Raw genomic sequence first — 13047 nt, forward strand, 5'->3', positions numbered from 1 at the left:
ACGTGCCGATGGCCGCGCTCGACATCGAAACCACCGGGCTGGACCCGGCACGCGACGAGATCGTCAGCATCGGCGTGGTGCCGATGACGGTGACCCACATCCAGGCCAGCGCCTCGCGCTACTGGGTGGTGCGCCCGGACGGGGAGCTGAAGCCGGAATCGGTGGCGATCCACGCCATCACCCATGCGCAGATCGAAGCGGCCCCCGATCTGGATGCGATTCTCGGCGAGGTACTGGAGGCGCTGGCCGGCCGCATCGTCGTCGTCCATTGCCGCAGCATCGAGCGTGGCTTCCTGGATGCCGCGCTGCGGATGCGCATCGGCGAAGGCATCGAATTCCCGGTCATCGACACCATGGAGCTCGAAGCACGCCTGTACCGCCGTCCGCCCGGCTTCTTCGCCTGGCTGCTGGGCCGGCGGATGCGCACGGAGTCGATCCGCCTGGCCGACAGCCGCAGCCGCTACAAGCTGCCACGCTACCGGGCACATCACGCGCTGACCGACGCACTCGCCACGGCGGAACTGCTGCAGGCGCAGGTGGCGTATCGGTTTTCGGTGGAGACGGCGCTTGCCGAGGTGTGGGGGTGAGGGCTGGGCGGTGCTTCAACTCTGCTCAATCATCGCGTCCAGCCGGGCGCGGAAAAAGTCCGGAGTGGTCATTGGGAACGGGCTCTCAAAATCTTCCGGAAACTGAGTGCAGTTGCACTGGAAACTGGTAATCAGGCAAGACCAAAATCGACATCAGGCCGCGTAGGAAACGGTAGTGGTGCGGCAATCTGAACCCCTGCTCCTCCCGTTCGGCACAGGGGTTCAGATTGCCGGTATCGGCATGCCTGCATGACGCAGGTCACGCAGATCATGTTGTATTGGTGGCAACTGCGTGAGGTGGAATGTATTGTTTGGTTATTAAACTGCAAATATCTAGCCTATTGAGCGCACTGAACCGCCATGATTGAAATACGGCCGCACTCAATCGGTAATCGTAGCAATGCGCTCCATACAGATGCGTGTCTTCTCAAGAAACGCATTGACAGTGCTGACAATCGGTTCGGAACGTATCGCCGTCTTGAGATCGTGGTTCAGATATTCGTCTCCGGAGACAGTTTCATAATTTGATGGTTTCTCGTTTGAATTTGAGTACGGAATTTGGGCTTTTGTGGAAGGAAAATCTTATGCGGAGTTTGCGAAAGACTTTGGCGGATTGGTTTGATGGCGAAAATTCTGCTACGGAAAAAATTCAGCCATCAGAGACCGCACTCGCTGAACATGATGCATTGGCCGCTATGCCCAGTTTTTTTGAGGACGAGGCACTATCCAAGCGTCAAAAGCTTTTGCAGTGGCAAGATCGTTGGATAGCCGAATTGCCTCAGCTTTGGTTCGATGTAGAACGGCAGCTAGACGAGAAAATTAGTGAGGCGATCGAAAAAATGGGGCCTCTCGAACAAATTCGCAAAGAGGCATTTTTCAAGGGAAAACTGCGTCCGCTGATTGATGAATATGTCGGCAAAGCCAAGAAGAGAATTTCTGATGACATTCAGCTTGATTTGAATCGACTAGAGCTTGGGACCAATGTGTCAACCCAAGGTTACAAAGGCACTGACGACACCCCTCAATACGAGGGGATCGGTGTCATAGGGGCGGGGACTGCAGCAGTGCCCATAATTGCAGGCGCTGCTGCAGTCCCGCTGGCTGTGAACGCTAGTATCACGACTAGCGCAGGGATATTTGGTCTCTTTGCAACTACCACCATCGCTTGGCCTGTCGTTGCGGGAGGGGCTGTTGTTGCCGCCGTCTTAGGCGCCACAGGACTGATCAGAACAGGGAAGCTGTTTTCGTCATCAAAAAAAGCATTTGCTGATGGTGTAAAAAACTTTTTGTTTGAGCTTCTTATTTATAATCAAGAAGAAAGCGCTATGGCCCAGCAGATGCAAAGGCAGATTTTTTTCGTTTCTCAATCCATGCTCAACGAGCTGCCGGTCGCTACTGATTTGCAAAGGGCCAAATAATGCCGCACGCATCAATTTACATGGCCCCTACGCAATTTCACCACATGCTTGATAGCGGCGCAGCGACATTGACCGGCGCACTGATCAAAGAGACTACATCGGGCCGTATTCTGGCGCATGTGCAAGAAACGGGCTTGCTTCAAAACATGCTTTCCAATGTGAACATAGGCTCTTTCAGCCCTTTGGGTATGGCTCAGTTGGGTATGGACACTTACAATACCCAGCAAATTAAGAGGCTGATGAGTATGACTCAGACGCTGACTAATTTGAGCATCGCCGGGCTTGGCGTTGGGCTGGTGGGAGTGGGGATAAGTGTTGCCGGTACAGCCATGACGCTTAAGCGGTTGGAGGCGGTCAAGAGCCAAGTGTCTTCGCTAGAGATAAAGCTTGCCCAGAAGTTTGTGGACTTGGAGTGGCGTGAATATGACCGCATGTTCGCATCAGCTAAAAATGCACTAGAGCATGGTGACGTCCTTGCCCTACAAAAAAACAGTAGCCCTGCGCAGTGGATTGATCTTGCTAAAGAGCTTGGTGAAGTGACGAACCAAGCACAAATCGTTACGCAACGCCAGATACAGGAAGACAGTTTTCATATTGATCTCTTCGAGAAAATAGTTCTTATGCAATTGCTGTGCCGAAGTGCTGCTATTCATTGTTTAATGAAAGCAAACGAAGTGTCTGCCGCACTGCAGCGTGCCAAAGTCATCAATACGGAACACCGTGCATTCTTTGATAAGATCGATCCATCATCATTGATAAATTTTCAATTGAGAAAAAGTGGGATCAATCAATCCAGAAGTCTGCACCTGGATATAACCAGGAAAACCATGGCATTGATTTCGAATGTTCGTCAGCAAATGAACGCTGCAGAAGGTCAAGCCTTGCTGCTGCAAAATCTTGCCTTCCGCAAGGTGGACGGTTCCGAGTATCTGGCCAGATTGGATGCGGAGAAGAAAGAGCCGCTGCTAATGATCAATATGGCGGCCTGATTCGTCCTCAACTTCTTTCTGCAGACCGCACTACTGATCATGTGTACAGATCATGCGCCCATCTTCTCTTCTCGCTGACCACGCCTAGTCGGGCGCTACCTCAGATCAATTTCCCACCGCCATCGGCTGATTTTACGGGCAGGCGGCAAGCTTGAGCATTCAGGCCAGCTTTCGGGAGAGCGGCCAATCGCCTTGGAAAGGCGGCCTCTCCAGCCATAGGGGGTTTTCCAGATCGAACTTGACGTTGTGCTTCACGCGTGAAAATCGCTTCACCAGTTTTTCTAAAGTCATTCGCATAAATCGCACTCCTTGGGGAGTTGTTAGCCGTTTCTAATTAAGAGCGTCGAGAACGGCGTTCTCAATTACTCCCTTAGAGTTGCAAGTGACGGTTTCTGTTCTTCTGTCAAACCGCCGCATCTCTTGAAATTCTGTATTGACACTTACACTCGGACGATCCGTGGAGCGTGTGACGAAGACATTGAACGAAGCCTTGCGTCCGAATGGAGTCCACAGACCTCCAGTGCCGCAATCTGCAGCATCGTCATTGAACAACATTGATTCTGCGTAAATTACGCCACTGTCCTTTGCAATATTTTTGATCGGTATATTCCTGGACGCGAAGAATTGAACTAGTTTCTCCCAAACCTCATCGTAGCTTTGGTTGTAAGTGCGTGAGTTATCTATGCTGTAAATCGATGGCATGGTTCCGCAACTGGCAAGTGCTGTAGCGGTGGCTGTTGCAATAGCAAGGCTTCTGATGCGGCTCATCTTGTCCCTTTTTGGCTGTGAGAGAAGTAATCTTAGGCTCCCCCAAAAACACATCCTGCCATCGGGAGGCAAGTTTGCAGTTGGTGAAGTTGTTGGCGCTTTATCATATCGCGCTCGACCGTCAGGCGAGGGCTAAAAAAGAGAGAAATAACTTGGTAATAAAAATTGCTGTCTGGCAGGCTGAAGAAGTGTTGCCTGCGCAGATCATTTAAGAGTGACGGCATTATTTTTCCAGAATGTATTCTGTTCCTACACAAGTCCCTCTATTGCCCCCAACCAATTTCTCCTTCGGCGAAGATGCAATCACTCTCCATCCGTTATCAAGATAGCTCTTGAGTTCCTTGCTGAGATCGCTACATTCTTTCTCCATTTGCATTACTGCATAACTGTCTTTTTGCTTGTAGCTGATGGACTGTGCCTCAAATAAAATCTCTTGCTTTTTGCATCCTACTGTTGAGAGCGTCAGAAGCGCTAAGAGCCCGAGTTTAACGATTGGCATAAAAACCTTTGGTTGAATCAACATCTGTTGCTAGCCAAAATCCAGTGGTATGGCAGTAGCCGCGTAATATGGAGTTTGTGCCTTACTTGATGAGTAATAGATGGTGCTGGTGTGATGATCAGTCTGAAACATCTTGGTTGATGCAGCATGCGGCGCTTCTGCGTCAACAAGCCAGGAACCATGCCTCATCTTGAGTCGGATCAGTTGTCTGGCTATGCGAATGCCGTACTCAGTCTCGGGCGTTCATCCATGAAATAATTCGTGGCGTCTTTGCACCTTCTTCCGCAATTAGGGCATCGCTTGCTCGATTGCCAAATTTCGCTGTCCATCGGGCCGAAGTTCTCGACGTAAATGGTGCAACTGTTTTCCCACGCTTTCTTGAGGTTATCTTCATCTTGTTTTCCGCGCATACCAAAGTAGGGAAAGTGATGCAAAAAATAACCGAATATCATCTTGCAATCCTCTTGATACTTCAGTGTGTCAAGGATGTGGAAATGCCAGAAGTCATCTACATGGCTGGATGGAATCAGAGCCTCGTTTGGATACATCAAGCAAAGGAGTAGGTACTTTTTGTACTCCTCGGCGACTCGTTTTGTGAGGTCGAGCGACCATCCAAGACCTTCTTCCTCATCCATGATCTTTACCATGATCGGTTCAAGATCAAGATCCCGTATGACGTATGGCATCATTTTAATCTCCTTGCTGCACTGCCAGTGTTCGCGCAGAAATCCCTTTTCCGCGGCATCTTTGAAGAAAAAACCATTCCCCTGTCTGATGTTTTGGACAAGTGTCGAAGATGCTTGTCCGAGTGTCCGTCCTCTCACCGTTCCCGCCGGATAGAAAGCTCCCGATCATGCTGTTATGTTCATTGAACTGCTCTCGGCCGGGCGGCATTAAACATCACGCGCATCCTACGTATTTCGTAGAGAAGTGGCAAGGAAATCCTACGAATATCGTAGGATGCGTCTCAAGCCTCCTTCCTCCTGTTTTGGTCGTCGCATGCGGGAAGCCCGCCTGCTGGCGGGCATTCCGCAGGACAAGCTGGGGGTGGCGATCGGGCTGGATGAGGGGACGGCGAGTGCGCGGATCAGCCGCTACGAGACCGGCGCCCATGCGCCGCCCTATGACGTGGCCAACAAGCTGGCGCGCATATTGCGGGTGCCGGTCGCGTACTTCTATTGCGAGGATGACGATCTGGCAGGCGTCATCGAAGCCTGGGGGCGGGCATCGGCAGCCCAGCGGCGGAGCATCGAGGTTTTTGTGGAGCGGGCAGTCCGTGGAGAGGACGGCTGAGCTGGACGGGGCCGTCGAGGGCAGGGCGGCGTCAGCCCTGCGCCCAGTCCTCGATCATCAGGCTGCCGACACGCTCGAATTTACGCACGTTGTTGGTGACGAGGATGGCTGCGATGCTGAGTGCGTGGCCTGCGATGAGCGTACCGAAAGGGCCGATTTTTTGGCCCTTTTTCTCCAGCATGGCGCGAATCTGCGCCGCATGGTCGCAGGCAGCGGCATCGAGCGGCAGTACGTCGAGCATGGCGCAAAAAGTGCTGATGTTGTACAGCGCCTTGTGCGGTGCCATGGATTTGTAGGCACCGCTCAAAAGCTCGAAGCGCGTGACCTCGGAGATGCACATCTGCTGGTGATGTGCGTTGAAGATGGACAGCACATGTGCAGGGCGCCGGTTGATGACCTGGATGCAGAGTTGGTGTCGAGCATGTAGCGGGTCACGCCAGCGTCTCCCGCTCCTGCATGGCGGGCTGGTCGCGCTCGGGCAGCAGGGCGTCATCATCCGTTGGCTGTGCAAACCATGCGTCCCAAGTGTTGCCTGCCGGGGCAATGATGCGGGTGTTGCCCACGGCCATGATGGTGACTTCATGCACTTCGGGCGGGAACGCCACTGATTTGTGAAAGCGGACGGCCTGGCTCTTGTTGTTCAGGAACAGGTTGGTGTGAATCATGGTGCGCTCTGTATTCGATGTATATGTGCAATGTATATACTGCGCTGGCGCTGTCAAGGTGGGGCGAGAGCGTTGCGACGGTAAGCCGGAGCGACACGCAAAGGCACCCATGCTCGATGGCAGGGTGCTTTTCGTGGAGGTGATGTGCCGCCTGGGGCAAGCGGCGTTCAGGGCTTGATCGTCAGCATGTTGTTGACCGAGGCCACGCCTTCGATGCCGGTGGTGATCACCGAGGCGCGCTCGATTTCGGCGCGGGAGTCGACTTCGCCCGTCAGCGTCACCACGTTCCTGACGGTCTCGACCTCGATGTTGCGCGCCTTGGTCAGTTCGTCCCTGGCAAGTGCGGTCTTGACCCGGGCGGTGACGGTGGCGTCGTCGATGAACTGCCCGACCGATCCGGGCTCCTTCTCCATGCTGTCGCTTTCCGCAGGCCGTGTTTCGGCCGGGGCCATGTCGGAGGCTGCAAAGGCGGCCGGCGCGGCAAGACCGATGACGGTGGCGGCGAGGGTGGTGGCAAGAATCTTGTTCATGGTCGAATCTCCTTTCTGGATCGGGCCGGTTCGCGCAACGCACGGGCGTTGCCGCGTCCGTCGTCCCTGTGGCTCATACGATAGGCAGCGGAGGCCGCCGCGTGCATAGGCGCATGCCGCTTGCGTGTGTCGGATGTCGCCGACACGGCGTAGGCCTCGGCCTACACCGGGGCTGCGGCCGCAAAACCCCCGAAAACGCCGAAGGCCCGCAGATTTGCGGGCCTTCGGGGCTTGTTGGGGCGGCAGGGCGCGCGCGGGACTGCTTATTCCAGGCCCTGGCTGGAGAGGTATTCCTCGTAGGTGCCGCGGTAGTCGATGATCTGGCCGTCGAGCTTGATCTCGATGATGCGGGTGGCCAGCGAGGACACGAACTCGCGGTCGTGCGAGACGAAGATCAGCGTGCCGTTGAATTTGTCGAGGCCGCCGTTCAGCGACTCGATCGATTCCATGTCGAGGTGGTTGGTCGGTTCGTCCATCAGCAGCACGTTGGGCCGCGACAGCATCAGCTTGCCGAACAGCATGCGGCCCTGCTCGCCGCCGGAGATGACCTTCACCGACTTCTTGACCTCGTCCCCCGAGAACAGCAGGCGGCCCAGCGTGCCGCGCAGCAGGGTTTCGTTGTCCTCGCCGGTGGCGGCCGCGGTGATGCGGGAGTAGGGCGCGATCCAGTCGGTCAGGCTGACGTCCTCGGCGAAGTCGGCCGAGTGGTCCTGGGCGTAGTAGCCGGGCTTGGCCTTCTCGGCCCATTTGACCTGGCCCTTCTGCGGCTTCAGTTCGCCTACCAGCAGCTTCAGCAGCGTGGTCTTGCCGACGCCGTTCTCGCCGATGATGGCGACTTTCTCGCCGGCCTCGATGGCGATCGAGAACTTGTTGATCAGCGGCTTTTCCATGCCTTCGTAGCCGAAGCTGATGCCGTCGACTTCGCAGGCCAGGCGGTGCAGCTTGTCCTTTTCGTCGTAGTCGAAGCGGATCCACGGGTACTGGCGGCTGGACGGCTTGACGTCCTCGGGCTTGAGCTTGTCGATCAGCTTCAGGCGGCTGGTGGCCTGCTTGGCCTTGGACTTGTTGGCCGAGAAGCGGCGCACGAAGGCCTGCAGTTCCTGGATCTTGTCCTTGGCGCGGGCGTTGGCGGCGGACTGGCGCTCGCGCGCCATCGTCGACGCTTCCATGTAGTCGTCGTAGTTGCCCGGGTAGATGGTGATGGTGCCGTAGTCCAGGTCGGCCATGTGGGTGCAGACCTGGTTCAGGAAGTGGCGGTCGTGCGAGATGATGACCATCGTGCAGTCGCGGTTGTTCAGCACGTCTTCCAGCCAGCGGATGGTGTTGATGTCGAGGTTGTTGGTCGGCTCGTCCAGCAGCAGGATCTCGGGGTTGGCGAACAGTGCCTGGCACAGCAGCACGCGCAGCTTCCAGCCGGGGGCGACTTCGCTCATCGGGCCGTTGTGCAGCGCGGAGTCGATGCCCACGCCGAGCAGCAGTTCGCCGGCACGCGCCTCGGCGGTGTAGCCGTCGTATTCGCCGACCTTGCCTTCCAGCTCGGCGGCGTGCATGTAGTCGTCTTCGGTGGCGTCCGGATTGGCGTAGATCGCGTCGCGCTCCTGGATCGCGGCCCACAGTTCCTCGTGGCCCATCATCACCACGTCGAGCACGCGCATGTTCTCGTAGGCGAACTGGTCCTGGCGCAGGTAGGCCATGCGCTCATGCACGTCCTTGGAGACGTTGCCGGCGGAGGGTTCGAGAATCCCGCACAGGATCTTCATGAAGGTCGACTTGCCCGCGCCGTTGGCGCCGATCAGGCCGTAGCGGTTGCCGTCGCCGAACTTGACGGAAACGTTCTCGAACAGGGGCTTGGCCCCGAACTGCATGGTGATGTTGGCTGCGACGAGCACGGAAAATCCTGTTTGTCAGATAAAACAAAGCCTTGCATTATAGCGCAGGCTGTTGGTCGTGAGTGTTGCAGGACAGTGACGCACAGGGATGCCACGGCCGCCCCGACAAAGAAAAACCCTCCGGCGCCACCGGATCGGGGCGCGGGAGGGGTGAAGGGAGGACAGGATCGAGGACTGCTTACTTCAATCTCGGCTGCACGATGATCTTCACCGCCGATTCGTTGTTGTGGATCAGGGTCTCGAAGCCTTGCGAAACCAGGTCGTCGAGCTGGATGCGCTGGGTGATGAAAGGCTCCAGGTCGATCTTGCCCTGCTCGACCAGCTTGATGGTTTCCTGATGGTCGTTGCAGTAGGCGATCGTGCCGCGCACGTCCAGCTCCTTCATCACCACGCTGTGTACGTTGATGGTGGCCGGATGGCTCCAGATCGACACGATCACCACCACGCCGCTGGGCTTGGTCGCGGCCACCAGGGCGTCCAGCACCTTGTTCACGCTGGTGCATTCGAAGGCCACGTCCACGCCCTTGTCGCCGGTGAGCTTCATCGTTTCCGCCACCACATCCACTTCGGACGGGTCCAGGATGTGGTCGGCGACGCCGGATTCGCGGGCCTTCTCTTTCCGCTTGGCGCTCAGCTCGGTGATGATGACGGTCAGGCCCTTGGCTTTCAGGATCGCCGACAGCAGCAGGCCGATCGGGCCGGCGCCGCCGACCAGGGCCACGTCGCCGGCCTTGGCGCCGCTGCGGCTCCAGGCGTGGTGGCCTACCGACAAGGGTTCGATCAGGGCGGCCTGGTCCAGCGGAATCCTGTCGGAGATCGGGTGCACCCAGCGGCGCTTGACGGCGATCTTTTCGGACAGGCCGCCGCCGCGGCCGCCCAGGCCGATGAAGTTCATGTTCTTCGACAAGTGGTAATTCTCGCCCGGCCCCGTGGGCACGTCGTCGGCCACGATGTAGGGTTCGACCACCACGTGCTGGCCGACCTGGATGTCGTCCACGCCTTCGCCGACGGCATACACCACGCCGGAAAACTCATGGCCCATGGTGACGGGGGCGGATTCGCCGGAAATCGGGTGCGGATGGCCGCAGGGCGGAATGAAGATCGGCCCTTCCATGAACTCGTGCAGGTCGGTGCCGCAGATGCCGCACCAGGCCACTTCGATGCCGACGGTGCCCGGCGCCACGACGGGTTCGGGGATGTCTTCGATGCGGATGTCGCCGCGGTCGTAAAAACGTGCTGCTTTCATGGGTCAAACTCCGTGCTCGTGAATTCCTGTGGTCGTCGCCGGAGCGCCTCGCCCCTCGCTGGGGAGGCGCTCCGGAAACCTCTCGCTCAGCGCAGGTGATGCACTTCCTGCAGGCCATAGACCTGCACCGGCAGATCTTCCTGGCGCGCCTTCAGCTGCAGCGCCAGGTACAGCGAGTAGTGGCGCGACTGGTGCAGGTTGCCGCCGTGGAACCACATGTTCTCCTGCTGCGTGGGCTTCCACATGTTGCGCTGCTCGCCTTCCCAGGGGCCGGGGTCCTTGGTCGTGTCCGAACCCAGGCCCCAGACCTTGCCGACCTTGTCGGCCACTTCCTGGCTGACGAGGTCTGCCACCCAGCCGTTCATCGAACCGTAGCCGGTGGCATAGACGATGAGGTCGGCGGGCAGCTCGGTGCCGTCGTCCAGCACCACGGCGTTCTCGCTCAGGTGGCTGATGCCCTTGCCCGATTGCAGCTTGATGCTGCCGTCGATGACCAGGTCGCAGGCGCCGACGTCGATGTAGTAGCCCGAGGCGCGGCGCAGATACTTCATGAACAGGCCCGAGCCGTCATCGCCGAAGTCGAGCATGAAGCCGGCTTCCTCGAGCTTGCGGTAGAACTCGGCGTCGCGCTCGCGGATGCGGTCGTACAGCGGGACCTGGAAGTCCGCCATGATGCGGTAGGGCAGCGAGGCGAAGATCAGGTCGGCCTTCTTCGTCGTCACGCCGTTGGCGACGGCGCGCTCGGAGTACAGGTCGCCCAGGCCGATGTCCATCAGCGAATCCGAGCGCACGATGTGCGTGGAGGACCGCTGCACCATGGTCACGTCGGCGCCGTGTTCCCACAGCGCGGCGCAGATGTCGTGCGCGGAGTTGTTGGCGCCGATCACCACCACCTTCTTGCCGCTGTAGGCGTCCGGCCCCGGGTGCTGCGACGAATGCTGCTGCTCGCCCTTGAAGACGTCCTGGCCCTCGATCTTCGGCACGTTGGCCTTGCCGGACATGCCGGTGGCGAACACCAGGTGTTTCGGCCGGATGACCAGCGTCTCGCCGTCGCGCTCCACCGTCACTTCCCATTCCTTGCGGGTCTCGTCGTAGCGGGCGTTCAGGCAATTGGTGGAAGACCAGTAATTGACTTCCATGACCTTGGTGTACATCTCCAGCCAGTCGCCGATCTTGTCCTTGGGCGCGAACACCGGCCAGTTCGGCGGGAAGGGCAGGTAGGGCAGGTGGTCGTACCACACCGGGTCGTGCAGGCACAGCGACTTGTAGCGGCTGCGCCACTGGTCGCCGGGGCGGGGGTAGCGGTCGATGACGATGTGCGACACGCCCAGTTGCCGCAGCCGCGCACCCAGCGCGATGCCGCCCTGGCCGCCGCCGATCACCAGCACGAAGGGCTGCTGGCTGCGGCCCAGTTCGGCCGCTTCTTCCTCGCGGCGCTCCAGCCAGGTCTTGCGCCCGCGCTGGATGCCGTGCTCGGCGCCCATCGGCCGGCGCGTGTTCAGCGGCTCCTCGTGGCCCTTGAGCTCCTGGGCGGTGGTCAGTAGCGTCCAGATGCGGCCGTCCTGAATGCGGATGTGGCCATGGCCGGCGATGAGTCGGGTGTCGATGTCGATCCATGCGGAAACCACGCCATCGGCTTCATCCACCGTTTCGCCGGGGCTGAGGCTGAAGACGACCGGCGAGGCGGCGTCCAACTGCGCGTCCAGCATCTGCCGGATGGCGGCCCGGCCTTCCAGGGTCTTGAGGTTCCAGGTCAGCAGCACCAGGTCGCGCCAGTAGCATTCGTCGGCGAACAGCTCGGCTGCGGCCTGGGTGTCGCGCCTGGCCAGTGCGGCGTTGAGCTGGTCCAGCATTGCCTGGGCGTGGGCGGCGGGGGTTGAAGTCATGATGTCTCCAGAATCGTTGTTGGTGTATGCCTGCCCGGTGTGCGGGCGGAGGAGGTATCGCAAACGTCGTGCCATGCCTGTCCGGACCACTCGGGCATCGTGAAATCAATGGTTTGCCGAACGACGGCTTGAACATCTGCGTCGCGCTGGCTCATTTCGCCGCTTCAGGTGTTGCAATGGCTGCGACAGGTGTCGCATTGGCCATGCTGCGGTGCAATATCATTTCTGGGTAAACCTTCATTCACCTGCGGGTGCTTTGATTCCAGAATCCCCGGCACTTTCCACCGCGCAATGCGCCATGCCATCCGGGCAATTCGGGATTCGGGCGTGCACATGTTCCATTGCAAGCCAATCAACGGCAGGCGTGCCTGAATGAGCTGCCGTGCCGGCCGGCTGGTTTTTCCGATTTCGGCGTCATTGGTTTATCGATCGTTCAATCGTCAGGAGACATCATGAGCAAGAAAGTCGCAGTCATCACCGGTTCCGCCGATGGCCTGGGCAAGGGAATTGCCGAGCGCCTGGCGGCAGATGGTTTTCGTATCGTGCTGTCGGACATCGATGCCGGGCAGCTCGCCGTGACCGAGCAGGAATTCAAGCGCAATGGCCACGAGGTGAGCTCCTTCGTCGGCAACGTCGCCAGGCGCGACGACCAGTTCGCGCTGGTGGCTCATGCCGTGGCCGTTTTCGGCCAGGTCGACGTCTTCATCAACAATGCGGGCATCGAGGACGTGATGCCGCTGGATACCGTGCGCGAGCCGGATCTGGAAAAAGTCTTTTCGGTGAACGTCTACAGCGTGGTCTATGGCACGCAGGCCGCGGCCGAACAGATGAAGAAGCAGGGCACGGGCGGCAAGATCATCAATGCCTGCAGCATTGCCGGACATGAATCCTACGAATTCCTGGGCGTGTATTGCGCAAGCAAGCATGCAGTGCGTTCGCTGACGCAAAGCGCTGCCAAGGAATTGGCGCGGCACAAGATCACCGTCAATGCCTATTGCCCCGGCGTCGCCGCCACGAAGATGTGGGACCGCATCGACGAGGAAATGGGCAAATACCTCGGCACGAAACCGGGCGAAGCCTTCGAGCGGTTTTCGTCGGGCATCCTGCTGGGCCGCCCGCAGACGGCCAAGGACGTCGCCGATTTCGTTCATTACCTGGCCTCGCCCGATTCGGACTACATGACCGGGCAATCCATCATGATCGATGGCGGTATCGTGCTGCGCTGACTGCCGCTAAACTGCAGCGGATGGGCGATGGGCCTGCTTGCAGGCCCATCG

14 protein-coding genes are annotated in these 13047 nt (G+C 58.5%); 5 read left to right on the top strand and 9 right to left on the bottom strand.

Features of this window, described 5'->3' with window-relative positions:
* From TBU01S_RS16140 to TBU01S_RS16150, 3 genes are all read left to right on the top strand, one after another.
* The coding region (locus TBU01S_RS16140) for a 3'-5' exonuclease (protein ID WP_068637976.1) at positions 1 to 587 on the top strand (587 nt) is incomplete at its 5' end.
* A gap of 527 nt (positions 588 to 1114) precedes the next feature.
* Positions 1115 to 2005, top strand: a complete 891-nt coding sequence (locus tag TBU01S_RS16145) for a hypothetical protein (protein WP_157659170.1) — start codon at positions 1115 to 1117, stop codon at positions 2003 to 2005.
* 20 nt (positions 2006 to 2025) lie between these two features.
* A complete protein-coding gene (locus TBU01S_RS16150) occupies positions 2026 to 2994 on the top strand; it encodes a hypothetical protein (protein ID WP_157659171.1) in 969 nt (322 codons plus the stop codon).
* A gap of 330 nt (positions 2995 to 3324) precedes the next feature.
* Here the strand turns inward: TBU01S_RS16150 and TBU01S_RS23980 are convergent, their stop codons facing one another.
* From TBU01S_RS23980 to TBU01S_RS16155, 3 genes are all read right to left on the bottom strand, one after another.
* Positions 3325 to 3762, bottom strand: a complete 438-nt coding sequence (locus TBU01S_RS23980) for a hypothetical protein (RefSeq protein ID WP_157659172.1) — start codon at positions 3760 to 3762, stop codon at positions 3325 to 3327.
* A gap of 223 nt (positions 3763 to 3985) precedes the next feature.
* The gene (locus TBU01S_RS23985) at positions 3986 to 4285 is read right to left on the bottom strand and encodes a hypothetical protein (protein ID WP_157659173.1); all 300 of its coding nucleotides are present in this window, start codon (positions 4283 to 4285) and stop codon (positions 3986 to 3988) included.
* Between the two features lie 188 nt (positions 4286 to 4473).
* Entirely contained in the window at positions 4474 to 4950 is a 477-nt protein-coding gene (locus TBU01S_RS16155; RefSeq protein WP_068637982.1) for a glycine-rich domain-containing protein, read from the bottom strand.
* Positions 4951 to 5221: 271 nt separating this feature from the next.
* On the opposite strand from TBU01S_RS16155, the gene TBU01S_RS16160 reads away from it, so the two are divergent.
* On the top strand, positions 5222 to 5554 hold the full coding sequence (locus tag TBU01S_RS16160) for a helix-turn-helix domain-containing protein (RefSeq protein WP_068637983.1): 333 nt from the start codon (positions 5222 to 5224) through the stop codon (positions 5552 to 5554).
* A gap of 31 nt (positions 5555 to 5585) precedes the next feature.
* Here TBU01S_RS16160 and TBU01S_RS16165 read toward each other — a convergent pair whose 3' ends face one another.
* The 6 genes from TBU01S_RS16165 to TBU01S_RS16190 form a co-directional block, all read right to left on the bottom strand.
* Positions 5586 to 6050, bottom strand: coding sequence for a type II toxin-antitoxin system VapC family toxin (locus TBU01S_RS16165; RefSeq protein WP_439654558.1), 465 nt, complete (start codon positions 6048 to 6050; stop codon positions 5586 to 5588).
* The gene (vapB, locus tag TBU01S_RS16170; protein WP_068637984.1) at positions 5986 to 6219 is read right to left on the bottom strand and encodes a type II toxin-antitoxin system VapB family antitoxin; all 234 of its coding nucleotides are present in this window, start codon (positions 6217 to 6219) and stop codon (positions 5986 to 5988) included. Before vapB ends, TBU01S_RS16165 begins: the two co-directional genes overlap by 65 nt.
* Before the next feature lie 167 nt (positions 6220 to 6386).
* On the bottom strand, positions 6387 to 6749 hold the full coding sequence (locus TBU01S_RS16175; protein ID WP_068637985.1) for a BON domain-containing protein: 363 nt from the start codon (positions 6747 to 6749) through the stop codon (positions 6387 to 6389).
* Between the two features lie 263 nt (positions 6750 to 7012).
* Positions 7013 to 8638 carry an ABC-F family ATPase gene (locus TBU01S_RS16180; protein ID WP_068637986.1) on the bottom strand — a complete coding sequence of 542 codons (1626 nt, stop codon included), beginning with the start codon at positions 8636 to 8638 and terminating at the stop codon, positions 7013 to 7015.
* A gap of 178 nt (positions 8639 to 8816) precedes the next feature.
* Positions 8817 to 9884 carry a 2,3-butanediol dehydrogenase gene (locus tag TBU01S_RS16185; RefSeq protein ID WP_068637987.1) on the bottom strand — a complete coding sequence of 356 codons (1068 nt, stop codon included), beginning with the start codon at positions 9882 to 9884 and terminating at the stop codon, positions 8817 to 8819.
* Positions 9885 to 9970: 86 nt separating this feature from the next.
* Entirely contained in the window at positions 9971 to 11770 is a 1800-nt protein-coding gene (locus TBU01S_RS16190) for an NAD(P)/FAD-dependent oxidoreductase (protein WP_068637996.1), read from the bottom strand.
* A 452-nt stretch (positions 11771 to 12222) separates the two neighbouring features.
* Between TBU01S_RS16190 and TBU01S_RS16195 the strand changes: the two genes are divergently transcribed.
* Positions 12223 to 12996 carry an acetoin reductase gene (locus tag TBU01S_RS16195; protein WP_068637998.1) on the top strand — a complete coding sequence of 258 codons (774 nt, stop codon included), beginning with the start codon at positions 12223 to 12225 and terminating at the stop codon, positions 12994 to 12996.
* Positions 12997 to 13047 lie beyond the last annotated feature (51 nt).

Source organism: Thauera butanivorans NBRC 103042 (assembly GCF_001591165.1).
Classification (GTDB): domain Bacteria; phylum Pseudomonadota; class Gammaproteobacteria; order Burkholderiales; family Rhodocyclaceae; genus Thauera; species Thauera butanivorans.